This window comes from Larkinella humicola, from assembly GCF_008727875.1.
GTDB classification, from domain to species: Bacteria; Bacteroidota; Bacteroidia; order Cytophagales; family Spirosomataceae; genus Larkinella; species Larkinella humicola.
In genome coordinates, this window is the sequence record NZ_VTWS01000005.1 from 158,439 (window position 1) to 184,139 (window position 25,701).

General features: G+C 52.4%; 22 protein-coding genes. 12 read left to right on the top strand and 10 right to left on the bottom strand.

What is annotated here, in order from left to right; genetic code table 11:
- Positions 1–45 precede the first annotated feature (45 nt).
- Both F0P93_RS19560 and F0P93_RS19565 read right to left on the bottom strand, forming a co-directional pair.
- A complete protein-coding gene (locus F0P93_RS19560) occupies positions 46–2,004 on the bottom strand; it encodes a BamA/TamA family outer membrane protein (protein ID WP_150878942.1) in 1,959 nt (652 codons plus the stop codon).
- Between the two features lies 1 nt (position 2,005).
- Entirely contained in the window at positions 2,006–2,536 is a 531-nt protein-coding gene (locus tag F0P93_RS19565; RefSeq protein WP_225309563.1) for a GNAT family N-acetyltransferase, read from the bottom strand.
- A gap of 86 nt (positions 2,537–2,622) precedes the next feature.
- On the opposite strand from F0P93_RS19565, the gene F0P93_RS19570 reads away from it, so the two are divergent.
- The 4 genes from F0P93_RS19570 (at position 2,623) to F0P93_RS19585 (ending at position 5,264) form a co-directional block, all read left to right on the top strand.
- Complete coding sequence (locus F0P93_RS19570; protein WP_150878945.1) at positions 2,623–3,204, top strand: Maf family protein; 582 nt, start codon at positions 2,623–2,625, stop codon at positions 3,202–3,204.
- Positions 3,205–3,362: 158 nt separating this feature from the next.
- The gene (gene moaC, locus F0P93_RS19575) at positions 3,363–3,833 is read left to right on the top strand and encodes a cyclic pyranopterin monophosphate synthase MoaC (protein WP_150878948.1); all 471 of its coding nucleotides are present in this window, start codon (positions 3,363–3,365) and stop codon (positions 3,831–3,833) included.
- Positions 3,811–4,497, top strand: a complete 687-nt coding sequence (locus F0P93_RS19580; protein WP_150878950.1) for an NTP transferase domain-containing protein — start codon at positions 3,811–3,813, stop codon at positions 4,495–4,497. The genes moaC and F0P93_RS19580 overlap by 23 nt, the downstream gene beginning before the upstream one ends.
- Before the next feature lie 104 nt (positions 4,498–4,601).
- Positions 4,602–5,264: a thiamine diphosphokinase gene (locus F0P93_RS19585; RefSeq protein WP_150878952.1), complete on the top strand. Its 663-nt coding sequence runs from the start codon at positions 4,602–4,604 to the stop codon at positions 5,262–5,264.
- A gap of 6 nt (positions 5,265–5,270) precedes the next feature.
- Here the strand turns inward: F0P93_RS19585 and porU2 are convergent, their stop codons facing one another.
- A complete protein-coding gene (gene porU2, locus F0P93_RS19590) occupies positions 5,271–8,654 on the bottom strand; it encodes a putative type IX secretion system sortase PorU2 (protein ID WP_150878954.1) in 3,384 nt (1,127 codons plus the stop codon).
- A 293-nt stretch (positions 8,655–8,947) separates the two neighbouring features.
- On the opposite strand from porU2, the gene F0P93_RS19595 reads away from it, so the two are divergent.
- From F0P93_RS19595 to F0P93_RS19605, 3 genes are read left to right on the top strand one after another with little or no spacing between them, the layout of a single operon-like run.
- Positions 8,948–9,370 (top strand): PadR family transcriptional regulator, encoded by a 423-nt coding sequence (locus F0P93_RS19595; RefSeq protein WP_150878956.1) that lies wholly within the window; start codon positions 8,948–8,950, stop codon positions 9,368–9,370.
- A 38-nt stretch (positions 9,371–9,408) separates the two neighbouring features.
- Positions 9,409–11,970, top strand: coding sequence for a PspC domain-containing protein (locus F0P93_RS19600; protein ID WP_150878958.1), 2,562 nt, complete (start codon positions 9,409–9,411; stop codon positions 11,968–11,970).
- Positions 11,971–12,029: 59 nt separating this feature from the next.
- Positions 12,030–12,788 (top strand): head GIN domain-containing protein, encoded by a 759-nt coding sequence (locus F0P93_RS19605; RefSeq protein WP_150878960.1) that lies wholly within the window; start codon positions 12,030–12,032, stop codon positions 12,786–12,788.
- A 195-nt stretch (positions 12,789–12,983) separates the two neighbouring features.
- On the opposite strand, the gene F0P93_RS19610 is transcribed toward F0P93_RS19605, so the two are convergent.
- The 3 genes from F0P93_RS19610 to kdsA all read right to left on the bottom strand — a co-directional run bounded on the left by F0P93_RS19610 (position 12,984) and on the right by kdsA (position 15,908).
- On the bottom strand, positions 12,984–14,003 hold the full coding sequence (locus F0P93_RS19610) for a phytanoyl-CoA dioxygenase family protein (RefSeq protein ID WP_150878962.1): 1,020 nt from the start codon (positions 14,001–14,003) through the stop codon (positions 12,984–12,986).
- A gap of 205 nt (positions 14,004–14,208) precedes the next feature.
- Positions 14,209–15,039, bottom strand: coding sequence for a 5-dehydro-4-deoxy-D-glucuronate isomerase (gene kduI / locus F0P93_RS19615; RefSeq protein ID WP_150878964.1), 831 nt, complete (start codon positions 15,037–15,039; stop codon positions 14,209–14,211).
- A gap of 59 nt (positions 15,040–15,098) precedes the next feature.
- Positions 15,099–15,908: a 3-deoxy-8-phosphooctulonate synthase gene (gene kdsA / locus F0P93_RS19620; RefSeq protein ID WP_150878966.1), complete on the bottom strand. Its 810-nt coding sequence runs from the start codon at positions 15,906–15,908 to the stop codon at positions 15,099–15,101.
- 393 nt (positions 15,909–16,301) lie between these two features.
- Here kdsA and F0P93_RS19625 point away from each other — a divergent pair, with 393 nt between their 5' ends.
- The 4 genes from F0P93_RS19625 to F0P93_RS19640 all read left to right on the top strand — a co-directional run bounded on the left by F0P93_RS19625 (position 16,302) and on the right by F0P93_RS19640 (position 20,575).
- On the top strand, positions 16,302–16,538 hold the full coding sequence (locus F0P93_RS19625; protein ID WP_038121612.1) for an acyl carrier protein: 237 nt from the start codon (positions 16,302–16,304) through the stop codon (positions 16,536–16,538).
- Between the two features lie 24 nt (positions 16,539–16,562).
- Positions 16,563–17,816: a beta-ketoacyl-ACP synthase II gene (fabF, locus tag F0P93_RS19630; protein ID WP_150878968.1), complete on the top strand. Its 1,254-nt coding sequence runs from the start codon at positions 16,563–16,565 to the stop codon at positions 17,814–17,816.
- 8 nt (positions 17,817–17,824) lie between these two features.
- On the top strand, positions 17,825–18,607 hold the full coding sequence (rnc, locus tag F0P93_RS19635; RefSeq protein WP_374756779.1) for a ribonuclease III: 783 nt from the start codon (positions 17,825–17,827) through the stop codon (positions 18,605–18,607).
- A 429-nt stretch (positions 18,608–19,036) separates the two neighbouring features.
- Entirely contained in the window at positions 19,037–20,575 is a 1,539-nt protein-coding gene (locus F0P93_RS19640) for a Do family serine endopeptidase (protein WP_150878970.1), read from the top strand.
- 157 nt (positions 20,576–20,732) lie between these two features.
- Here F0P93_RS19640 and gmd read toward each other — a convergent pair whose 3' ends face one another.
- Together gmd and F0P93_RS19650 are read right to left on the bottom strand one after the other, a co-directional pair.
- The gene (gene gmd, locus F0P93_RS19645) at positions 20,733–21,845 is read right to left on the bottom strand and encodes a GDP-mannose 4,6-dehydratase (RefSeq protein WP_114407170.1); all 1,113 of its coding nucleotides are present in this window, start codon (positions 21,843–21,845) and stop codon (positions 20,733–20,735) included.
- Positions 21,846–21,887: 42 nt separating this feature from the next.
- Complete coding sequence (locus F0P93_RS19650; RefSeq protein WP_225309564.1) at positions 21,888–22,496, bottom strand: SPOR domain-containing protein; 609 nt, start codon at positions 22,494–22,496, stop codon at positions 21,888–21,890.
- Between the two features lie 132 nt (positions 22,497–22,628).
- Here F0P93_RS19650 and murB point away from each other — a divergent pair, with 132 nt between their 5' ends.
- Positions 22,629–23,654: a UDP-N-acetylmuramate dehydrogenase gene (gene murB, locus F0P93_RS19655; RefSeq protein ID WP_150878972.1), complete on the top strand. Its 1,026-nt coding sequence runs from the start codon at positions 22,629–22,631 to the stop codon at positions 23,652–23,654.
- A gap of 116 nt (positions 23,655–23,770) precedes the next feature.
- On the opposite strand, the gene F0P93_RS19660 is transcribed toward murB, so the two are convergent.
- Both F0P93_RS19660 and F0P93_RS19665 read right to left on the bottom strand, forming a co-directional pair.
- On the bottom strand, positions 23,771–24,685 hold the full coding sequence (locus F0P93_RS19660) for an ROK family protein (protein WP_150878974.1): 915 nt from the start codon (positions 24,683–24,685) through the stop codon (positions 23,771–23,773).
- A 191-nt stretch (positions 24,686–24,876) separates the two neighbouring features.
- Positions 24,877–25,617: an SDR family oxidoreductase gene (locus tag F0P93_RS19665; protein WP_150878976.1), complete on the bottom strand. Its 741-nt coding sequence runs from the start codon at positions 25,615–25,617 to the stop codon at positions 24,877–24,879.
- Between the last annotated feature and the right edge of the window lie 84 nt (positions 25,618–25,701).

Below are 25,701 nucleotides of genomic sequence, written 5' to 3' on the forward strand. Positions count from 1 at the left end.
ACTGTCTATACATTTAATGTAACAACATTATATTCAAAAAAAGTTTCAGCGGTATGGAATAATTTCTGGCGCCGAGGTATCGAAGTCGCGGAAACGGGCCGTCGGCACCCCTTCGAAGGCAGGACGGAAGGGTGCCGGGTTGTTCGGAATATTGGGATACCAGGCAATCCGGATCTGAAAACTGTTGAAGGTCAGGTTCTCGTTTCGCAACCGAAACGCTACGCCATAGCCCTGATAAAGAGGCCCATGAAACAGTTTCCGGGTCTGGTAGGTGACCAGACCGAGGTTGGCAAAGGTGACGATGGCCACCCGAAAACCGACGATGTTCAGACGGGAGAAGAGGATATTTTCGAGATTGGTCAACAATAACTTCGTGCCGCGCAGTTCGTTGTTGTTGATCCCGAGCCGGTCGCGGCCACTTAGCGTCAGGTATTCACTGTCGAACCGCTGGGAGCCCATCGTGTAGCGGAAGTTGATAAAATGCCGCCAGTTGCCCCAGTTGGTCGTTCGAAGGGGGGTGAAATAACTCGACTCCAGCGAAAAAACACCCTGCTCGATGGTGGTCTTGCTGCGCAAAAAACTACCGATACTCAATGCGCCATACAGATAGCCGAACGATTCGAGGTAATGCGCTTTGGAGTATTTAAAACCCAGGTACTTGCGTTGCCCCAGTTCGGCGTTGTCGTAACCCGCCACAATGGATGCCAGACTCCCGAAAGGCACGTCCTCCGTCCGGCCAAACCCGTAGATCAACACGTCCCGCACGTAACGCCGACGCGACAAACCGATGCTGAACAGGGTGGCATTCGTATTCTGAAACAATTGATTGGTGTCTTGCCGTACTTCCGGCCGGTTCGTAAAAGCGAGTCGCGTAAAGCGGGCAGCCACCACCAGCCGCGTTCGGTCGTCACCTTCCCCTAAAAAACTAAAAAACGGCTTGAACGAATAACCAGCCCAGATATCGTTGTAATAATAACCGAGTTTGGTGAGTTGGGCACTGTCTTCGGAAAACACAATGTAGCGGGGAAACCGGTTGTAACTCAATTCAGCCGAACCAGCCCACTTGGTATCCGGCGTCAGAAACGGGCGGTAGAAGCGAACTGAATATTGTTTCAGATCGCGGGTTTCTACCACATCGGCCTGACCCGTAAAAAATGTTTTGCCGATGTACGGAACAATATACCGCCCCCGGTATTCGAGTTTTTGAAAGGGGTCATCGGCGTTGTAAGCAATCTGGTTGGAAAAAGTGTGTGCCAGTCCCCGGAAATTTCGCTGTTCCAGCCTCAGGTCGAACCGGTTGAAACCGCCCACACTGCCCGACGGCAGCAACGACCAAACGTCCTGCGTAATGACGTAGACATCGACAAAGCCCCGGCTTCCTTCGTGCGGCACCACGATGATCCGCGCATCATGAAATACGTTGGAATTCCGCAGGAGCCGCTCGTTGTCGCGCAGCGTGTCCGGGCTGATGCGGTCGCCCTCTTCGAACAACAAAAACGACCGCCGGATCACCCCCTCGCGGGTGTCGGCATGAAGCTGGTTCGCCGTTCGTTCGAGCCAGCTTCGGGGTCGGCGCAGCGTATCGTATACACTGGGGCCGAACACGCCCAGCCGCCGGATGTAGATTTTATTGATCACCCGGCCCTGGTACTTTACAAATGGATTGACTTCAATCTCATTCACATCACCGGTTTTGATCCGGCTGTTATACATGTCGTGAAACAGCAGTTTGTGGAGTTCGCGCGTGATCCTGCGTTTGAACATCCGGTTTTTCAGTTTCACATAAAACAAACTGTCCCGCACCACCTGCTTGGCGTCCCGAATGCCTTTCGTAATCGAATCTGCCCGGGTGAGCGAGTCGCCTTGGGTGTCGGGAACGGGAATTTTAATTTCCTGCGCCACCGCCACCGAAACGGTCATCAGCAGCCATACGATCGTTGGCCAGCCCATGCGAATGAGCCAGAACCTACTGGAATCGATCTGACGACCTCTGACTGGTTTCACGCTACTGTACCTCTTTTTTCATCCAGTAATCCCGCTGCCGTTCGTGGCCAAACTGAAAATAATGCCACCCACATTGTTGAAAACCCATCCGCTCATAAAAGCCAATGGCCCGTTTGTTCCGTTCCCACACTCCCAGCCACAGCACTTGATAGCCTTCCCGACGGGCCCGATCAAGGCAGTTTTCCATAAGCTGTCTCCCCAATCCGTTCCCGATCTGACTATCCAATACATATAAACGCTGAATTTCGATGGCATGTTGGCCTTTTAGCTGACGGGGTGGGCGGTTTCTTCGTAATTTTGCATACCCCACCACTTCCTGTTCGGGACTAATGCTTACTAAAAAAGTAGCTTGGGAATCCAACAGTTCCTGACGGGTTTGCTCCACGGAAAAAGCTTCTTGTATATACGCTTCAACCAGCTCTGCCGGATTGTGGGGGGGGCCGAACGCTTCCCGCATCGTCCGGATTGCCAGATCAGTCAACGCAACAGCGTCCTCCAGAGTAGCGGTTCGAATCTGAAAGGGTGTTTTCAAGACAAGTTTAGTTGTTATGTTTGCAGGGAATAGATGCTCTTGCCCCATTAACCGTTTAAAGTATACGAATAATATTTCAGAAATCCATGCAATTAACCCGTCCCCTGGTGTTGGCCTCCAATTCGCCCCGCCGACAACAACTGATGCGTGAAATGGGGTGTACGTTCCGCGTTGACGTCCGACCGACCGACGAAAGCTTCCCGGCAGACATGCCCATTGCCGATGTTCCGGCATTTCTGGCGCGTCAGAAAGCCGACCGGTTTCGGGCTGATCTGGGCGATCAACTGGTTTTGTGCGCCGACACCATCGTCGTTGTCGATTCCGATATTCTGAACAAACCCGCCGATGCCGACGAAGCCGTGCAGATGCTCCGACGGTTGTCGGGCCGGGCGCACCAGGTCATGACGGGCGTTTGTCTGCTGTCGGCCGAAGAAACCGTTTCGTTCACCGACGTGGTTACGGTGGTTTTCAATCCGCTGGACGACTATGAAATCAACTCCTACGTCGAAAAATACCGCCCCTTCGACAAAGCCGGGGCCTACGGAGTTCAGGAACCCATCGGTATGATCGGCATCCAGCGCATCGAAGGGTCTTTTTATACGGTAATGGGTTTACCGGTTCACCAGGTTTATCAGGCTTTAAAGAGTTATGAGTTAAGGGTTAGCTGACGCGTTTAACTTTTAACTCATAATTCAATGACTTTCGCTTTCTGCCCCTAAATCCCTTAAAGGGGACTTTTGGAATCCGGATTGATCGTGTCCAAGTCCCCTTTAGGGGATTTAGGGGCAGAAAGCGAAAGCTATAAATTCATAACTTTTACCTCCTTATGTTTACCCATATCGACCCCAAAGGCAATCCGACGATGGTTGACGTCGGCGACAAGGCCGTCACCCGGCGCGTGGCCCGCGCCCGAAGCATTGTGGTACTGAACGACGACATCATGCAGCATTTGCAGGGACAGGATATTCAGACCAAAAAAGGGCCGGTTTTTCAAACCGCCATCATCGCCGGCACCATGGCCGCCAAACGGACGTCCGATCTGATTCCACTTTGCCACCCGCTCGGTCTGGACAGTTGCAAACTGACCATTACTACCGACGGAAACGAGGTGATCATCGAATGCACCACGGCCCTCGAAGCCAAAACCGGCGTTGAGATGGAAGCACTTGTGGGCGCGTCGGTGGCGGCCCTGACGGTGTATGACATGTGCAAAGCGTTTTCGCACAATATTGTAATCAAAGAAACCCGGTTGCTGGACAAAACCGGCGGAAAAAATGACTTTCACCAAACCACCTGAAGCACGCTCTCCCCTGCTGGGTCTGGTGCTGGCTGGTGGGCGCAGCACCCGCATGGGTGTGGACAAAAGCACCATCGTCTACCACGGAAAACCGCAGTACGAATACCTGCATGATTTGCTGGCCACGTATTGCGACGACGTTTTTTTGTCGGTCAATGCGGAGCAGGCCCTTCAATTAGCCAACAGCCGGTTTAAACTCATTCCGGACGATTCGACGGTGAAAGGCCCTTTAGCCGGTATTTTGACGGCCTTCCAAAACCAGTCGCTCCACCACGCCTGGCTGGTGGTGGTGTGCGATTTGCCGTTTTTATCCGAACAATCGATCCAGAAACTGGTCTTCAATCGAAAGAGCGAAACCATCGCGACGGCTTTCTGGGACAGCGACCATCGTTTCCCGGAACCGTCCGTCTGCATTTGGGAGCCAGCCGCCTATCCGGCCCTGCTTCGGGGCATCGCCGAAGGCACGCCCTATCCGCGAACCATTCTGATGAACAATGCGATCGAGTTACTGGAAATCGAGGACGTGAACGAGCTGACCAACGTGAATACTCCAGATGGATTGGCTCCCCAACAGCAGGATGCCTTTTTTTTGCGGGAAGCCATTCGACTCGCCAAAAAAGGAATCCAAACCGGGCAAGACGGACCAAGCGATGACGGTTTTTGAACAGTGGCCGGAAAAACCAACTAAACAAATGATGAGCAATGAGTGGGCTTATGCGGACGGCCCTGTCATCGTTCATCATCCATCGTTCATCATTCATTCAACTTATGTCTTCTCACCACATTGTACGCGATAAACAGGAACCGGCTTTGCTGATTGCCAACGGCGAAAGCTGCGACCCGGACCTGCTGGGCCAACTGCTTGAATGGAATCCGTTCGTCGTTGTGCTGGACAATGCCATCTGGCGCGTGCTGGATCTGGATATCAAGGTGGACGCCCTGCTCGGCGATTTCGATGACCAGCCCGATTTTGACCTGATTCGCGAACGGCAATACCCCATCGAAATCATTCACACGCCCGACCAGAACAAAACCGACCTCGACAAAGGCATTGAATTTCTGATCGAACGCGGTTTTCCGGCCGTCAACATCGTCTGGGCCACGGGTCGCCGGGCCGATCACACCATGACGAACATGACCAATATCATTCGGTACAAAGACCGGATTAAGGTCGTTATGGTCGATGATCATTCAAAAATTACGCCCCTCACCGGTTCTTTCGAAAAATGGTACGCCAAAGGCACGCCCATTTCGCTGATTCCGGTCGGCGCAGTGGACGGCATCATTACCCAAGGGCTCAAGTACAACCTCGCCGACGAAACCCTGACCCTCGGCTACCGAACCGGCAGCAGCAACGAAGCCGCCGAAGACGGTTTTGTGAAGATTCAGTACCGAACCGGCGATTTGCTCCTGATGGAATGTTGGGATTAAACCAGCTTACCGGTTTAGAACGACTTTCCCACTTTTCTGTCGCCCATCAGTCAACAACAACCGAAAGACATACAAACCGTTGGGCAGTGGCACCCCACCCTGGTCGGTGCCATCCCAGAAAACCAGATTCTCGCCCACCCGCACCGGCTGCCGAAGCGTGCGAACGAGATGGCCGGTGAGGTTCCGAATCAGAATCTGCCCCTCCCCCGGCGACTCCGGTCCCGAAACCGTAAACCGTAACCGGGTGTGCGTCGCAAACGGATTGGGCGTTGCCTGCACGGCGGATAAACTATCCTCATTCTGGACCCGAAACTGGATCTCGTACGGCCCCGGCCCGGCCCGATTGCCGCTGACATCGGCCGCATAAATCTGCAATGCATACAGGCCATCCGCCAGATTCCGGGGCTGATAATCCAGGACAAACCGGTTGTCTGGTCCGGCCGGTTTCCAACGAACGGCCGGACCAGACAGGGTGACCCGTTCAAAATCGCAGGTCACGCACGGTTTTTTCAGAAACACCTCAATCCCAACGGTATCCTGACGGATTCGGTACGGGTCTTCGTCCTGCAAAACCAGCCGAATCAACGGATTGGCCGACACCAGGGCTTCATTTTTCAGTGGTATACCGTCAAACGTCACACTCAGTAACGGGTTCAAGCGGTCGGGCGGAAACCGCTGGCCCGAATCCGGTAAAACCACCGTGTAGCCATCCGCCCCGGCTTTCAGGTCGAACACCAGCACATTGTTTTTTTCCTCCGACTCCGCAATCTGGTTATCCGGATCAACCGTAATTTCAAACCGGTTGGGCGTTTCGGCGTTGGGTAGTAATTCCGGTTTGAAGGCATAAAAAAGGGTATCGCGGTAGGCAATGGCGTTGTTCATCTTCGTACCATACGAGCGCATCTGCCCGTCGGCCAGCCGTTGCCGAACCGCCAGCCCCACCCGTTGCCCGGCCTCGAAACGCCCCGCGTTGGTGACCACCACGCCCAATCGCACGGAATCTTTTTGCGAACCCCGCTGAAAAACACCCGACGAATTGACGCTAAAATCCGGTTTCTGAATGGGAAACAAACGCAAAACCGGGTCACCCTGCAACACCATCTGGTGGGCGTTGGAAATGTCGTAGGCTCCGCTGTAGTGGGCCAGCACGCGCCGGGTGGTTTCCTGCTGAATCAACCCAATCGGTTTATTGAGAAAAGCCGTGTCGGCAAATAACGTCTGGTAGAACTGCTGGGTGTAGGTTTCGAGCGGCCCGGAATAGCCCGAACCACTGTGCGCCAAAATCGCAATCGCTCCTTTGTCGGGCGTTAGCAGCCAGTCGGTGGACAAGTTACCGACCGACCCGAAAAAGATATTTCCGACTCCGCAGCCGTTGAAAAACATCAGTGGATACCGACCCTTGTTGTGATAACCGTAAGACGGTTTGGAGGCATAGCCGAAATCCAGATCGGTCACGATGGGCGACGAGTGGCCGAAAAACGTCATCAGGGCAACGCCGGCATTGACAATCCCGCTGACATCGACGCGTTCCACCGGTTCGTCGGTCTGTTTGGCTTTGACGGTAATATTGGCCCCCACATACTGCCTGCGGGCGGTTTCGCTGGCCCGATCCAGAATGCGCCGGAAGGTGGTCACTTCAAAAACCGAACTCCCTCCGCTCAGGTGCAGCACTTCCTTCCGCCAGGGTTCGTTGACGGGTGTGCGTTCAAACTCCTTCACTTTTTCGAGGTACGCCAACACCTCCTGCGGATTCAGCGTGTTGATCCGACCGGTCGGAATCGCCGGCACATTCGCCGGATAACCGGCCAGCCCTTCCGTCAATAACAGGTCGGAACCCGGCACATTGCCGATGGTCAGCACGAGGTCACGGTAGTACTGATCCGCACTCGTCCGCATGGGATAATACGCATTGCCGCGCCCGATCAACAGCATGTATTTGGTCGTATCGGCGGATGAGGGTTTTCCCGTCAGCATGTAATCAGCAAACCGGCGGATGGCCAGGGGCGTCCGTTCGCCGTAGCTAAACTGATTGAGCAATTGCTTCATCGTGACCACCAGCGTATCGTGGCTTCCCCCCGCTGCTGACGCCCGGTAACCCGCGTAGGCTTTGACCGGATTCGCCACGTTGCCAACTGGTTTCATCAACGACTCGTGACTGACAACCAAATAGTTATGTTTTGTCGGATCAATCTTCCGAAAAACCGTCCGCTCCAGCCGCGACGGCGTCAGCGTTCCGGCAGTGATCAGAAGCTGGCGCGGGGTTTCAGTATTGGGCACGATCAGTTTCAGACGGGTCTGGTCGCGGACGGCGGTCAGACGGCGCGGGTGAACCGGATCGGTCAGGTCATACAGCAGCGCATTGGCCGGGGCATCAGTCAATTCCACATACGACCGGCCTTGGGGATTGGGCAAAAGGTTGATCGTCTTCCGGGTCAGGTTACTCAAACTGAACGTCTGCGGGAACCGAAGCCGGTAGTAGCTCACCGAATAGCGGTCGGTTTCAAACGGACCATATGATTGGGTTGAAAGCGTTAATTCATTCGACGACGAGACATCTGCTGGCGGTACGTCGAACGCCAGACGGCCCGTATTGAACCACTCGAACCGCGTGTTTGCCAGCGGAGACGACCCCGGAGCGGTTTTCCCCGAAAATACATTGACCAGGTGGGTGGTGTTATCGCGTCCGTTCAGCAACAGTTCCAGGTGCGGTTTTTCGGGTGCCGTTCGCACCCAGCCGTCGAGCAGAAAGGTTCGGCTAACCAGGCTGTCTTTTTTAAGCATTGGGCCGGTGTAGCCTTCACCTTCTTCAAAAAAAAGTTCGTAGGCCGACGGAAAAGGCGACGGCCCGCCGTTCGACTGGTTGATAGAGATTTCGTTGGTCAAAACCGTGAGTTTCTCGGCCAGATGATACGGCTCCGCTGTCAGGCCCTGCGCGTCGGTTTCGGCAACGACATCCATGCGTTTGCCCTTCCGTCCATCGAGCCGCCAGGTTAGAAAGTAGGCCGCCGTATCCGAATACATGCTGTAATACAGATGGGGCTGGGCGTTTCGGGGGCGGTAGAGCAGCGAATCCTGCCGACCGTCGTTCCGTTCGCCGATAAACTCCAGGTAATCATCCGCATCCAGTTTGTTGTCCGACTCGCCGGCTATGTAAATCGCCAGTTCGATGCCCCGCCGAAATACCTGCAAGCTGATGGGGTTGACGGAAGCCACCGGAATACCGGCTTTCTGCAAATCGGCCGTGGTGAGCCGGTACACACCAGGCTGGGTGATGGGGATTCGGTAATAAGTTTGCCCAAAATCGATCCATTCATTGCCAAATCTGATTGTTTGCGCAACCAATTTCAATGATACCAGACAGAACAAAAAGCTTAAGAAGATGAGTCTCATGGCGCGGGTGAATAAAATTCGGCAGATAAACTTACGAATTAATCGGCGTTTACCCCAAATCCGCCATTCATCTCTTTATTTTTTCCGCTCATCATTTCAGCAAAGAGTATTTTATAAAGTACCTTGCATTGCATAGTACCTTTGTGTACCTTTGAACTATCAAAACTGGAAAGGTCAGGAGCTGGTTGGACACCGATTACTACGTGAACAACAACTGATGAACAACCGATTACACCCATGAATAAGCCAATCAGCTCCCACCCCCGTCAACTCCTTAAACGTCATGCAGTGATATGAATATTGAAAATGCTCAAGTGCAAATGCGGAAGGGAATTCTGGAATTCTGCATTCTGCACATCATCTCGCGGGGCGAAGTATATGCTTCCGACATGCTGGAGGAACTCACGTCCGCCCGCATCATGGTCGTAGAAGGCACGCTTTATCCGCTTCTGACCCGGCTCAAGAATGCCGGGTTGCTCGATTATAAATGGGTGGAATCGACCTCCGGCCCCCCGCGGAAATATTACCTGCTGACCGAAACCGGCCAGGCGTCTCTGAAAGGAATGAACGATACATGGCAGGAATTATCCGATTCGGTGAACTCGATTGTCAGTAAAACCGAAAAACACAAGGCTGCGATCAATGGATTGACAGCCGTGGAAACTTCGGTTCCGTCCGTCGATAACAATCCCGAAAAGCCCAATCCAGAAAACTGACCTAAACACATCTCGACTCTTTCACACGCTTTGTTGCCATGAAAAAGACCATCAGTATTAATATAAGCGGAGTGATCTTCCACATCGAGGAAGATGGCTACGATAAATTGAAAGGGTATCTCACGTCGATTCAACACTACTTTTCGACGTATGAAGACAGCCAGGAAATCATTACCGACATCGAAAACCGGATTGCCGAAAAACTGCTCAACAAACTCAAGGCGGCAGAAAAGCAGGCCAGTCCGCGCCAGGTGGTCACGCTGGAGGATGTCAACGAATTGATTCTGTCGATGGGAACGGTGGCCGATTTTGAAGCCATCGAAGAAGAAGACAGCATCAGTGTTGCTGCCAGCAGCCGTTCGCAGGCAGCCTACGAATCGGCCGCAACGACAGGGGCCAATCCGGAACCCAAAACCGGCCCAACCCCCGGAACGGGTTCGGTGCCTCCGCCCCGCCCGAGCGGTTTGCCCCCGCGCAAACTGTACCGCGACCTACGCCGGAAAATTGCCGGTGGCGTTGCTTCCGGCATTGCCAATTACTTCAACATCGACCCGGTTTGGGTACGGCTGATTTTTGTGACGCTCATTCTGGCCCTGCCGCCTTTCAGCGGGATTTTCGGCCATGGCAGTGATGAATTCTTTGGCGGCATTTCCGGGTTTACCGTGATTCTGTACATCGCCATGTGGGTGGCCTTTCCGGGTTCCATGACGCTGGAAGACGACAAAAGTGTCAAGAAGTTTTACCGAAATCCCGACGATAAAGTGCTGGGTGGCGTGGCTTCGGGGATTGCCGCTTACTTTGGCATCGATGCCGGGGTGGTTCGTTTGCTGTTCGTTCTGACCATCTTCCTGTTCGGTACCGGTTTTCTGGCCTACATTGTTCTCTGGATCATTTCGCCGACGGCCAATACGTTAACCGAAAAGATGGAAATGCAGGGGGAGCCCATTACGCTCTCGAACATCGAGAGCAATATCAAGCGCAGCCTTGATATCAACGAAACCGCCGAAGAAAGTACGCTGGCCAAAGTTCTGCTGTTTCCGTTTCGGCTGATTGCCACCATCTTCAACGGGTTGGCCAGCATTCTGGGGCCGTTGGCACGCGGCACGGTATCGATTGTTCGGGTTTTAGCCGGGGTGTTTCTGGTCGTGGTCGGGTTTGCCATTATGGTGGGCGCGCTGGGCGTTCTGGGTACGGTTTTTGGCCTGAAAGGAATTCACTTCGGGAATAGCGACATTCCCTATATGATCCAGCGGGAAATCACCCCCCCGATGATTCTGTCGGCCTTCGTTGCGGTTTTTCTGCCCGGTCTGGCCATTGCGATTCTCGGAATTATGATCATTTCGCAACGGGCCCTGGTGACTACCGCTATTTCGTTAACGTTGTTGAGTGTCTGGTTTTTAGGTCTGATTGGTCTGGCCGCTACGGTTCCGCAGGTGGTCAATGAATTCAGTCGCAGCGGTCACATCGAGGAGACGGTGACGTTGCCGGTTCCGGCAGCCATCCCAACACTCGACATCAATGACGAGGACGACAATGACAACGATTTTCATACAGCCATTGAACTGGAAGGGGTCGAGGGCACAGCCTGGAGCTTGCTGAAGCGTCAGGAAGCCCAGGGACCTACCCGCCAGCAAGCGCAGCAAAATGCCCGGACCATTCTGTATAACTGGTCGGTAAAAGACTCGCTGATTCGGTTTGACGACAGCTACGAAATCAAACCGGGATCACGGTTCCGGGGGCAGGATATCGACCTCACGATCTACATTCCCTATGAACGCCCGTTCCGAATGACCGAAGCCTTTGCCCGGCATATTCGCAATGAGTTTGGAAACGAAGAACTGGAACGGATGAAAACCAGTATCTGGAAATTCAGCAAAACTGATGGTCTGGTTTCCCTGACCCACCCGCGTGAACTGAACGACAACCGCTACGAGGAAGACTTCGATACCAACGACGCCATTGACGAAGCACTGCGCAACGAGTTGGGGGATGATTTCCACCAGAAAGGTGAATACACCCGCCAGTTTGAAGCGACGAACTTCTCAAAAATCGACATGGGGGGTGCCTTTGCCGTCCGGGTAAAACGGGGCGAAACCTTCAAGGTCGTAGCCGATGGCCGTGAAGAAGACATCGACGATCTGCGGGTTCGGGTTGAAAACGGCGAACTCCACGTTGATTTCCGGAACGAGGGCATTTTCAAATGGCGCAACCGCCGTCGGATCGGCATCACGGTAACGATGCCGGATGTGCAATCCATCCATTATTCGGGAGCCACGCAGTCGATCATTACCGGTTTCGACTCGCTCGACAACCTGGACATCGACCTGACCGGAGCCTGCAAAGCCCTCATTGACGTCAAAACCAACAAACTGGACATCGATCTGACCGGCGCTTCGAAGGCGACCCTGCGGGGACGTTCCAACAATGTGAACGCGCACCTGTCCGGGGCCTGTAAGCTCGATGCGACGGCAATGACAGTTGGCCGGGCCGACGTCGAAGCCGTCGGGGCCAGCAACGCGGAATTCGGCACGGTAGACGATCTGAAATCGAAAACCAGCGGAGCCAGCAGCGTACACGGAAATACAAATCAGCCGCAATAGATGCAACGTTTTGGTGCAGCTCTGCATCTTTAGCCTGAATTATTCAACTAAAATCTGCTATGAAAAGGTCACTTGCGTTTTCCTTATTCACACCCTTCCTGCTCTCGACAACGGTTTTATCGATAGCCGCCATCAGTCCTTCGGGAAGCCAACTGGTCGAAATCATGAGTGCCCTGCCCGTTCAGGAAGAAACCCGGACGTTCAACGTCAGCAACTTCGACAAACTCGACCTTGGCAGTGCCTTTACTATTCACGTGACGCGCGGCAGTGGCTATAAAGTGACGGCTTCGGGACGGGGCGATGATTTGGACGATCTGGAAGCGAAAGTAATCAGCAATAAGCTCCAGGTTCGTTACAAAGATAAACTTGGCTGGAACCGCAACCGGCAGCGGGTAACCGTCACGATTACGATGCCGGATCTGAAAAGTGTTTCCTTCTCGGGCGCTTCCAAGTCCGATGTGACCGGTTTCCGCAACCTCAAGGACCTGGGGGTCGATATTTCGGGCGCATCGACGTCGACCATCGAAGTGGATGCCGAGCGTGTGATGATCGATCTGTCGGGTGCCTCCAATGTGACCTTGACCGGTCAGGCCAAACGGCTCGACGGCGACGTTTCGGGGGCCACGACGTTGAAAGCCTATGACCTGAAGGTTTCGAGTGCCAAAGTAGAGCTGTCGGGGGCCAGCAGCGCCCGGATGAACGTCAGCGACCGGCTCGATGCCGACGCCAGCGGAGCCAGCAGCCTGACCTACCGGGGTTCGGCCTCCATCCGCTCCAATACCTCCGGTGCCAGCTCGATCAAAAGCGTAGACCGGTAAAAGCGTTTAATATGCGAAGAAAGAGCATAGACAGGAGAAAAAAGAGGGTAAACACGATCATACCACCCGGTATTAGGCCCTTCTTTCGTCTCTTGTCTACCTTCTTTCATCTAACCGATAGTTAATAGAGATTGGTAGAATCAAAAATCGCCCTCTGACTCGGAGGGCGATTTTTTATAGAACAAAACCGGCTGACTATCCCTGGATCGTCTCACCGCGTTGAAAGGTATTTTCGTATTCTTTCAGCGTGGGGTCCGCAAAGACGTCAGCCCCGTTCAGGTTGTAGCGGACGGGCTCGTTTACGAGGTCGTGCCGGTGCCGGAAATACCCCAGGGCCGAAGAATAATGACAGACGTACGATTTGCGGGTCAGGTTCTCATCCAGAATCGGTTCGCCACCGTGGGCCAGAGCCGCATGCCAGATCAGAACGTCGCCCTTTTTGAGCAACAGCGTCTTCCGCTCCAGCCCCTCACACTCGGCGATCAGATAACGGCCGAAATCCGTGGGATTTTTGGTCGATTCACCCGTGAAGAAAATACCGTTTCCCCAGTTGAATTTCGGAATCTTGTGCGAACCAACAAAGTAATGCAGTTCACCCGATCCGGGTTTCACATCTTCCAGCGCGATCCAGGCTGCGGCCAGATGACTCGGAACCTGGGGAACCACATACGGAAAATCCTGGTGGGTTTCCTGCTGTGAACCGTACAAAAAGGTCAGGCTCTGCATGGCCACCACCTTTTCGTTGAAGATGGCCTCCAGAAACGAAACAATGGCTTTATGAAGCATCAGTTTCTTACCGGCCACCGAGGCATTGTGGAAGTCCATTACTTTAATATACTGGCCTTCAATAATTTCACGCGGAACATCCCTGACTTTCATCACCGGGTGTTTGCTGTATTCGGGCCGGTCGATGCGAATGTTGATGTCATACTGCTTGTGCTTCTCGATCAATTCCTGCACATCGGCCAGATAGGCATCGATTAGTTCGTCCGAAATGACCTGTTCAAGAATGACATACCCGTTCTTGCACCAAAAATGAAGCTTTTCGGTCAAATCATAGGGTAACTGGCGGGCTTTGGGGAACTGTCTGACGAACCCCTCGATGTCCGGATTCTGCCTGTCAATCCAGGGCAGGTTCTCAGCCGGAAAATCATTGAGAACCGGGGCAGGAAAGAGCCTCTTGTAAGCCTGCCGCGCTTTGTTTACGATGGACATAGTTTCAGGTAGCAATGTTGCTCCTAAATCTAGTGTTATTCTTTTTAAATTTTTAACATAACCAGCTAAAAATCAGATGGATAGATTTTATCAAAAATCTATCCATCTGATAATCAGACAGTCCCGTTCAATCAGGTTTTAAAATTTATCCAAAAATAAGTGTAAGGAAGGCGCGCGATTTCCAGTCGGAAACGGCGGATTTTCACTACCGGATGTCGCTCAATTGAACAAAATCCATGTCGGTAAACGAATAATTTTCGCCCGCCATGGCCCAGATGAAGGAGTAACTGGCGGTTCCGGCGCCGGCATGAATGGACCAGGGCGGAGACAGAATGGCCTGATCGGTGGCCACCAGCAGGTGACGCGTTTCCTGGGGATGGCCCATAAAATGAAAAACCCGCTGGTTTTCAGGAACATCAAAATAAATATAGGCTTCCATACGGCGGTCGTGAACGTGGGGCGGCATGGTATTCCAGATGTTGCCGGATTTCAGGGTTGTCAGGCCCATCACCAACTGACAGCTTTGCAAACCGTCGGCATGAATGTATTTGTAGATGGTTCGCTGATTGGCTGTTTCCTGGGCACCCAGATCCACCGGCGAAGCTTCTGCCGATGTCAGTTTTGCCGTCGGACAGGTTCGGTGGGCGGGGGTCGAAATCAGCGCAAATTTGGCCGGTTTGTCAGCCTGATTGCTCCTGAAGGTCACTTCCCGGCTTCCCATCCCCACGTATAAACACTCTTTTTTTGACAAGTCAATCACCTGTCCGTCAACCGTTACGGTTCCGTCTCCGGCCAGATTGATAATCCCCAACTCACGCCGTTGCAGAAAGAAATCCGCTTTCAGCTCGTCATACGCCGGTAACGTCTGCGGCCCATCAACGGGCATGACGCCCCCCACGATCATCCGGTCGTAATGCGAATAAACGAACTCGAAAGTATTGGGTGTAAACAGGCTTTCGATGAGAAATTCCCGGCGAATCCGGTCGGTATCATACTGCTTGAAATCGCTGGGATTGGTCGTATAACGGGTCTGCATGGATAAATAAGATCAGTTTATGAAGAGAGGGCTGGAGCGGTTTTTTCTACTGTTATCAGTCAGGATAGGGCTTGCCGAATCCGGACCAGTTTCTCCAGCAAACCTTCCAACTGACTCAGCGGCAACATATTGGCCCCATCCGATTTAGCTTCCGACGGGTTGGGGTGGGTTTCGATAAACAGACCGTCGGCCCCTACGGCAATGGCGGCTTTGGCGATGGTGGCAATCAGGGCCGGTTTTCCGCCGGTGACGCCCGACGACTGGTTGGGCTGTTGCAGCGAGTGCGTACAGTCCATTACCACCGGAACGCCATGGGCCTGCATCATCGGCAGGTTGCGGTAATCGACCACCAGATCGCCGTACCCGAATGAGTTGCCCCGGTCGGTCAGAAACACCTCCGCATCCGGCTGAACCGACTTCACTTTTTCAACGGCAAAAGCCATCGAATCGCCCGACATAAATTGTCCTTTTTTGATGTTGACCACCTTTCCGGTCTGAGCGGCCGCGGTGAGCATATCGGTTTGCCGACACAGAAAGGCCGGAATTTGCAGCACATCCACGTACTCTGCCGCCATCGCGGCCTCGTGCGATTCATGGAAATCCGTGACGGTCGGAACCTGGAACCGCTCGCCCACTTCTCTGAGAATTTCAAGAGCCAAACGATCGCCGATACCGGTAAAAGAATCCAGTTTCGTCCGGTTTGCTTTGCGGTAGGACCCTTTGAACAGAAACGGGATCCGGAGTCGGTCCGTTATGGCGACCAGTTTTTCGGCAATTTCCAGGGCCATTTCGCGGCTTTCGATGGCGCAGGGCCCCGCAATCAGGAAAAAATTGCCCGAATCGGTGTGTTTTAGTTTGGTAATCTTCACAGGTGGTTTTGACGTTTTCGTACAAAACTACACAATTAGCCCACTTTGACTGGTTGAGCCCTGCCAAAATCGCACTTTCGCTAAGTTTTGCCGGTTCTGGCCGCTTCAGAAGCGACTAATCTGAAATTTAAGTCGTTTATTGCCATTTTGATGGATTGTTGGGCCATTCGACGAAACCGGAGATACTTCATTTGGCCGTCCGGTGAATGAGTTGCTACCGGGACGGTAGTTCGGTTGGTAAATACAATTTTATTTTGTAATAAGCTGTTAATCTGTCTTTTTACGAAAAAAACCAAGCTCTTTTAAACGATTTTCGATAGAAAAAATTATTTGACAATACTGTTTTTAATCTCTTTCTTTGCACAGTTTTTAGAACCCCAAACGCATACAGAAATGTCAGAAATTGCAGACAAAGTAAAAGCAATCATTGTTGAAAAACTGGGTGTTGAAGAATCGGAGGTAACGCCGGAAGCCAGCTTCACTAATGATCTGGGCGCTGATTCGCTCGACACCGTTGAACTGATTATGGAATTTGAAAAAGAGTTTAACATCTCTATTCCGGACGATCAGGCGGAAAACATTGGTACGGTAGGCCAGGCCATTACGTACCTGGAAGAGAATGTGAAATAAGCTTTTCTTTTTGTAGTTCATTCTATGCCTTTTAAACGAGTAGTAATCACCGGCCTGGGCGCTCTTACGCCGATTGGTAACACAGTACAAGAGTTCTGGAACGGCTTATCTGCCGGTGTAAGTGGCGCCGGTCCGATTACTAAATTCAATGCCGAAAAATTTCGGACAAAATTCGCCTGCGAAGTTAAGAATCTGGACATCAACCAGTTTATTCCTCGTCAGGACGCTCGTAAGATGGACCCTTTCGCCCAGTATGCCCTCATTGTGGGCGACGAAGCGGTGAAAGACGCCGGGCTGGATCTCTCCAAGCTCGATCTGAACAAAGCCGGTGTCATCTGGGGTTCAGGAATCGGAGGGCTAAAAACCTTCGAAGACGAAGTAAAGAATTACGCCACCGGCGATGGCACTCCCCGTTACAATCCATTCTTCATTCCGAAAATGATTGCCGACAGTGCATCGGGCATGCTCTCGATCCGCTACGGTTTTCACGGTGTCAATTACGTGACGGTTTCGGCCTGCGCTTCGGCGACCAACGCCATGATCGACGCCTTCAACTTCATTCGGCTGGGACGACTGAACATCGCCATTTCCGGCGGTTCAGAAGCCGCCGTAACCGAAGCGGGTGTCGGCGGGTTTAATGCACTCCGGGCGTTGTCGGAACGAAACGAGTCGCCGGAAACGGCATCCCGGCCGTTTGACAAAGACCGCGACGGTTTTGTGCTGGGCGAAGGTGCCGGGGCACTGATTTTGGAAGAGTATGAACACGCGAAAGCGCGGGGTGCCAAGATTTACGCCGAACTGATCGGCGGAGGCATGTCGTCCGATGCTTATCACATCACGGCACCGCACCCCGAAGGTCTAGGTGCGCTCAACGTGATGAAAGATGCCCTCGACGACGCCCAGATTGCTCCGGAAGACATTGACTACATCAACGTACACGGAACTTCGACGCCCCTGGGCGACCTCAGTGAAGCGACGGCGATTGAAAAAGTGTTTGGCGATCATGCCTATAAGGTCAACATCAGCAGCACCAAATCGATGACAGGCCACCTGCTGGGGGCGGCCGGGGCCATCGAAGCCATTGCCTGCCTGATGGCGATGAAATACGGTATTGTTCCACCGACGATCAATCATTTTACCGACGACGAACAATTTAACCCGAAGCTGAACTTTACGTTCAACGAAGCCCAGAAACGGACCATCGACGTTGCTTTGAGTAATACGTTCGGATTCGGGGGTCATAATTTTTCCGTGATATTTCGCAAACTTGAGTCATAACCAGCCGCGTGCCAGCCGCTTCAGCCAACACCTTCTTCGAGCCAATTCGCAGTTTTTTCCGGTTTCGGCTGGGCAACAGCGAACGCAAAAAATTTAAGCGCTCCGTTGAACACATCATTGGCGAAGCGCCTTCCAACGTCGGCCTGTATCAACTCGCCTTCCGGCACACTTCGGCTTCGAAAGAAACGGCGATCAAGGGTTTCAAAGAATCCAACGAACGGCTGGAATACCTTGGTGATGCGGTTTTAGGCATGGTGATTGCCGAGTTTCTCTTCAAAAAATTTCCGTACAAAGACGAAGGCTTCCTGACCGAAATCCGCTCCCGGATCGTCAACCGGGAAACCCTCAACGGCATCGCTCGCAAAATTGGTCTGGAAAATCTGATCGAATACGACGGCAGCCGCAACCGCGGTATTGTGCCCTCCCGCACCTCCATGTACGGCGATGCGCTCGAAGCCCTGGTCGGCGCGATTTACCTCGACAAAGGCTTCCGATTTACGCGCGGGTTCATTCTCAAGGAGTTACTGGGCCATTACGACCTCGAAGCCCTGATCAGCAACAACGCCAACTACAAGAGTCGCCTGATCGAGTGGGCGCAGCGGGAAGGCAAAAAAGTCGAATTTATCATTATTTCTGAACGCGGAAACAACCACTTCCGCGAATTCATCTCGCAGGTAACGGTCAACGACGAACCGTTTGCCCAGGGCAGTGGCTACAGCAAGAAAAAAGCCGAACAGTCGGCCGCCGAAAAAGCCTGTGAGCAACTGCAAATGAAACCGGTTTCTAATTAAGAACCGACTTCTTCCCATTTCTCGATCAAGACTCCAGATTACTCCTTTCTGCACCAGCCTTCGGTATTTGGTGTCATTTTATCGAATGTCACCCCTTGCAGTCAAAAACCGTCTGTCAAACTGACTGGGCAGTATGCTAAAATAAACAAATATTCCCGCCATAATGACATAAATTTATCTAAACATTGGACTGGTATAGATGTTGTAACTAGGGTGATCACATCCCTGATTTTTGAACAAGAACCTGATAAGGGAAATTTGTAATTTTCACTGGCTCACCATCTTAGGTTTGTGACGACCGAGCCAGCCAACATTCGCCTGTTAAAATTTGTTAATTGCGTTAAAAAAGCGAATTTTTGGAAAAGCAGATTTCGTTATCATGGGGAACTGGTACGAAAACAGTAAACGACCCATTTTTAGAATCAAGTCATGAAAAACAACTGGAAAACGTTAGCGATCATCGCTCTGCTGTCAAGCTTTGTTACCCTGGCCGCTTATAACTTCTTAGGATTTAATAAGCAGGATGTAATTTTTAACGAATCGTCACCAACTCCCACCCCAACGGGCCGGTTGGCGGCACTGACCGGGCCTCAGGGCGCTCCGGGTGATTTTACCTACGCTGCCGAAGCCACTACACCGGCGGTGGTACACATCAAAACGACTATGACCCGTACGGTTCGCCAACAGCAGATTCCGGATATTTTCCGTGACTTCTTTGGGGATGAATTTGGCCGGGGTGGCAACGGCGGAGGAGGAGCCCCGCAACGTCAACGCGGGCAGGCTTCCGGCTCTGGCGTCATCATCAGTCAGGACGGTTTTATTGTCACCAACAATCACGTGGTACAGGGTGCCGACGAGGTGGAGGTGATTCTGACCGACAAACGCAGTTTCAAAGCGAAAGTGATTGGCACCGACCCGCTGACCGATCTGGCCGTGATTCAGGTCAACGCCAAAAATCTGCCTTCCATTACCCTGGGTGATTCGGATGCGCTGAAGCTCGGTGAGTGGGTGTTGGCGGTGGGGTATCCCTTGGATCTGGAATCGACGGTAACCGCCGGAATTGTGAGTGCGAAAGGACGCCGGATTGGTATCCTGGATCAGAATGTTGATCGCAACGACGCCAAACCGGATTCGCCGGTTGAAGCCTTCATCCAAACGGATGCCGCCATCAACCCCGGTAATTCCGGTGGTGCACTGGTCAACCTGCGCGGTGAACTGGTCGGTATCAACTCGGCCATCGCTTCAGCTACGGGCTACTACAGCGGATACGGTTTTGCTGTCCCGGTTTCTCTGGTGAAGAAAGTTTCGGCTGACCTGGTTAAATACGGCAACGTGCAACGGGGTTATCTGGGCATCATTCCGGTTGAACTGAACAGCCTGCGAGCACAGGAACTGGGTTCTAAAATTGGACGTGGTATCTACATCAACGAAGTCGTGGAAGGTGGTGCCTCAGCGTCGGCTGGTTTGAAAAAAGGGGACGTGATCGTGAAAATGGAAGGCCAGAATGTGGATTCCGACGCTCAGATGCGGGAGATCATCGGCCGTCGTCGCCCGGGTGACGTCATTGCCATGACGGTTAACCGGAATGGTGATCTGCGGGATTTCCGCGTCGAACTGCGTAACCGCAACGGAGGTCGTGACATCATCAAGAAAAGCGACAACATTTCTGCTTCTAATTCAGCCGCCACCCTGGGTTCACTGGGAGCCGACTTCGAAGAACTGGCCGCAACCGATGCCAAACGGCTGGGTGTTGATGGCGGTGTTCGGGTGAAACGGATTCGGGAAGGCAAAATGTCCGAAACCGACATCGAAGAAGGTTTCATCATTGTGAAAGCCAACGGAAAAGTTGTCCGCACGGTGAAAGATCTGCAAACGGCGCTGAACACTACCAAAGAAGGTGAAGGCCTGATGTTGATCGGAATGTATCCGAACAGTTCCCGGATGTATTACTACGCTGTGCCGGTATAAAGTATCAAGAGTGTTTTCGGGTTCATAAAACAGCCGCCGGTTCTCGGAACCGGCGGCTGTTTTATGAACTGGTTTTTGCTCCTAAATACCCTGAAGGGGACCGTTAAATCCGAATAAACTGTGTCCAAGTCCCCTTTAGGGTATTCAGGGGTAAAACTTACTCGAAATAATTCATCACCCGGTGACCGCTTTTCTCCAGCAACTGGTCACGTTGGAACAGTTCGATGTCGGCGGCAACCATTTCTTTCACCAAAGCGGCCAGGTCGTATTTCGGTTTCCAGCCCAGTTTGGTCATGGCTTTGGTCGGATCACCGAGGAGCAGATCCACTTCCGTCGGGCGGAAATAGCGCTCGTCGATGCAGACCAGTTCGCGTCCCACTTCAATGGGATAATCGGGATTGGTCGACTTGACCACCACACCGGTTTCGTTGACGCCTTCGCCTTTGAACTCCAGTTCAACGCCAATTTCGGCAAAAGCCATCCGGATAAAATCGCGGATGTGGGTGGTTTTCCCGGTGGCAATCACGAAGTCTTCCGGAGTTTCCTGCTGCAACATGAGCCACATCGCTTCGACGTAATCTTTGGCGTGGCCCCAGTCGCGTTGTGCGTCCAGGTTGCCCATGAATACCTTGTCTTGCAAACCCAGCGCAATCCGGGCCACCGCCCGCGTGATTTTCCGGGTTACAAACGTCTCCCCGCGCAGGGGTGATTCGTGGTTGAACAGAATCCCGTTACAGGCATACATGCCGTAGGCTTCCCGGTAGTTGACCGTAATCCAGTAGCCGTACAGTTTGGCGACGGCGTAGGGAGAACGGGGATAGAAAGGGGTCGTTTCGGATTGGGCATGGCCCTGTACTCCACCATACAACTCTGAAGTCGAAGCCTGATAAATACGGGTTTTTTCGCTCAATCCCAGCAACCGAACGGCTTCCAGAATCCGCAGGGTACCGATCCCGTCGACGTGCGCCGTGTATTCGGGTTCTTCAAAACTCACCCGGACGTGCGACATAGCCCCCAGGTTATAGATTTCATCCGGCTGAACTTCCTGAATGATTCGGATGATGTTAGTCGAATCGGACAAATCACCGTAGTGCAATACAAACCGCACGTGTTTCTCGTGCGGATCTTCGTAAATATGATCGATCCGCTGGGTGTTGAACAGCGAACTCCGGCGTTTGATGCCATGAACTTCGTATCCCTTCGACAGGAGCAGTTCTGCTAAGTAGGCGCCGTCCTGGCCGGTAATTCCGGTAATAAGTGCTTTTTTCATAGAATAGTAATAAAGACTGGCTACAAAAAATATAGGGTATCGCTATTTAATGGACAAACTCCTTCTGATCTCGATCCGATCGGGTAAAAGTGTAGCCGACGAAAACTGCTGACGCAATTGGGCCAAATACCGCTCGGCATCGAGCCGACGCATAAAATCGCCCACTTTCAACCGGTACGTTGGTTGGCGATACGTCGTATAGGGGTTCAATTCCGGAAAATTCTGGTAGGTAAACCGCTTGACGCGGTCCACTTCGGCCCGCTGGTCACCGACGTACACCTGGATTCGATACCCTTGTGCGTACCGGATGGAGCGGTTTTTAACCGAAATGGTGTCCAGGATGGCATCCAGTTTTTTGTTGATGTGCAAAGGCTCAGCCATCGGCAGCGTCCGGCGGGTTTCGGGAGCCGGGCGGGCGGGCGGTGTAGAGGGTGACGGTTTTGCCGTTGCTGGCGCGGCCGTGCTGTATTTGGGGCGGGTAGCCGATAAATCGTAATTATACGTATTGTAATCCGTCGAAGGCACTGACGACGACGACCGGGATACCGCCTTCTTCGATGAGGCACACGAGCTGATCCAGCCCGACAGTCCGACCAAAACTACCAGGATAAACGCGCTATCCGAACGAATTTTATACATCTGTGCTTTCATCCCTTGTTTGCAAATTTAGCAACTATCTGGTTATGCAACAATCCGCACGCTATCTTGTTGAGCAATACCGCCAACATACCAACGTTTTCCCTTCTTTTTATTTACTTTGAGGTAGCCTTCTTACGCTAACCCATGCTAGATATTCAAAGCCACGTATCACTGAAATCCTATAATACCTTCGGAATCGACGCGAAAGCCCGCTATTGGGTTGAAATCGATACCGAAGAACAACTGAGGACGCTTTTCCAGGTATCCGAGTTTTTAGCAGCTCCCAAACTGATTCTGGGCGGAGGCAGCAACCTGCTTTTCACGCGTGATTTTGAGGGTCTGGTTGTTAAAATGTCCATACAGGGGATCAAAGTGGTGCGGGAAGACGAGTCACACGTTTTTGTGAAAGCCGGAGCGGGTGTCAACTGGCACCAGCTGGTTCTGTTTTGTGTACAAAATGGGTATGCCGGCATCGAAAACCTGTCCCTGATTCCCGGCACCACGGGTGCGGCCCCCATGCAAAACATCGGAGCCTACGGCGTTGAAATCGAGCAGGTGTTCGATCATCTGGAAGCAGTGGACATCCAGACGGGCGAAACCCGGATTTTCAATCATGCCGAATGCCGGTTTGGGTATCGGGAAAGCATTTTTAAACACGAAGCCAAAGGTAAATACATCATCAGCAGCGTCACGTTTCGCCTGAACAAACAGCCCGTTTTTCACATCGAGTACGGTGCGATTCGGGAAACGCTGGCGACCATGGGCGTGTCGGAGGACAATCTCAGCATCAAGGCAATCAGTGAAGCGGTCATCCGAATCCGGCGCAGCAAACTCCCCAATCCCGCCGAAATTGGCAATGCCGGGAGCTTCTTTAAAAATCCGGAAATCTCAAAAGACGACTTTGCCCGGCTGAAAGCCGAGTATCCTACCCTGCCCGGCTACCCGACCGGTGATCTGACGATGAAAGTTCCGGCCGGCTGGCTCATCGAACAATGCGGCTGGAAAGGCAAACACATCGGTGCTGCGGGGGTGCATTCCAAGCAGGCCCTCGTGCTGGTCAACCACGGCGGGGCCACGGGTGCCGAAATTCTGAACGTAGCCCACCAGGTCCAGCAGTCGGTGGAAGACCAGTTCGGGATTCGGCTGAATCCGGAAGTGAATATTGTTTGAATGGATTGAAATGGCTGGATGGTTAAATGGTTTGAATTGAATGGTTAAAAATGGTTGGAAAGTTGCATGAATCAGCCATTCAAACCATCCAACCATTTTTAACCATCAAAAACCATCTATTCAAAACAAAGTGATGCCGCGCCCAGCAGGCCCGCGTCATTGCCGAGGGTAGCGCGTTTGAGCGACAAACCGTTCTGATAATAGGGCGTGAGCCAGAAGTCCAGTTGCTTCTGAACGGCAGGCAGAATGTAGTCGTAGGAAGCCGACAGACCGCCACCAATGAGGATTTGCTTGATGTCCAGCACCCGAATCAAGGCCACGAGCCCGTCGCCGAGCATCTCGCCCACTTCCGTCCAGATTTGCAGGGCCAGTTCGTCGCCAATGGCGGCCGCAGCCACCAGACTGGTCGTCGAAATGCTTCCGTCTGCCGCCAGTTGGGTGGTTCCTTCAAACTCCTGACGCCGTTCGTTGGCTAGATCCAGCAGTTCTTTTTTACCGATGTTCCGTTCGAGAACGCGGTTGTTGCGCGAAGGCAGATGACCGGGTTCCATCGCGTTACCGTCGCCACCGACAAATACCTTTTTGTTGATAATAGCCGCTCCGCCAACACCCGTTCCCAGGGTTATGAAAATATAATTTTCGTCAATGTTATCGTCAGCAAAATAAAATTCGCCCAGCGCAGCCGCGTTGGCGTCATTTTCCAGAAAAAACTGGACGTCCGGAAACCGTTTGTTCAGGGATTCGACGAGGGGAACGCCGTTCAATTCAGGAATGGCCGTAATTTCGAGCGGGACGGTTCGCTCCCGGTTGATCATACCGGGCAAGCCAATGCCTACTTTCTTAATTTCCTTGTGTTCATACAGTTGAAGCGCAATGGCGTCAGCAAATTGTTCGACAAAATGCCCTGATTCGCGCCAACTGGCCGTATCATGACTGTAAAAGTTGGAAATATTGCCACTTTGCGCGTCGACAATACCCATTTTGACATTCGTACCGCCGACGTCAATACCCAAATATTGAACAGATTCCATTACTGGAGTTTTATGTTTGAAACGTACTTTTCTATCTCAGTTTTTTCAATGAGGGCGCAAGATACGAAGGAAGATTTTAATGAATATCGAATAATGAATATTGAACGCTGAATGTTGAATGCGGAACCTCCCGCGACCCTACTTCAACATTCGCTATTCAATATTCATTATTCGATATTTACCAACCTACTTTATTTAATATCTCCCAATTGCGGCCTGAGCAAAATCTCTTCAACCACGGCTCCCGCCGATAAATTATACGCCGACCAGATAACTTCGGCGACATCGGAGGCCTGCATAAACCGGGCTTGGGGCAGACCGGAAGCCGCCCAACTGTCGGTATAGGTGGCCCCCGGCAGCAAGGTTGTCACTTTAACGCCATACGGTTTCATCTCTTCCCGCAATTCTTTGGCCATTCCCAGCAAGGCAAACTTGGAAATGCAATACGAACCGCCGTTCGGATAGGCCGTTGTACTGGCTGTTGACCCCATCATAAAGATGTGGCCGTTCCGCTGCTTCATCATATCGCCAATCAGCCCCCGGGTCAGGTGATAAATGCTGGCCACGTTGAGATCCATCGTCCGTTCAAACGTTCCTTCCGGTTCGTTGTGGATTTGCCCCGGCAGAAAAACACCGGCGTTGTTGACCAGCGCACTAACCGGACGGGCCAGCGAACGAATGAAGTCAACGAATTGGCTAACCTCTTCACGTTGAGCCAGATCAGCCGCAAACGGAAAGATGGTTGGCAGCACCGCATCATCGAATCCTTCCAGAACCTCCGCCACCGATTCCTCGATTTCGTGCTTCAATTGCCTTAAATCGTCCTCATTGCGGGCACAAACCGCCACGTCAAAACCGCCTTCTGCAAAACGTTCAACCACGGCCCGGCCAATGCCTTTCGTGCCGCCTGTAACTACCAATAGTGGATTCATAGAATCAGCCAATGGTCATTAGCCACCATCCAATCTACCTAAATACGAAAGATTGTTTGTTAATGACTATCGACTCTTTCATGT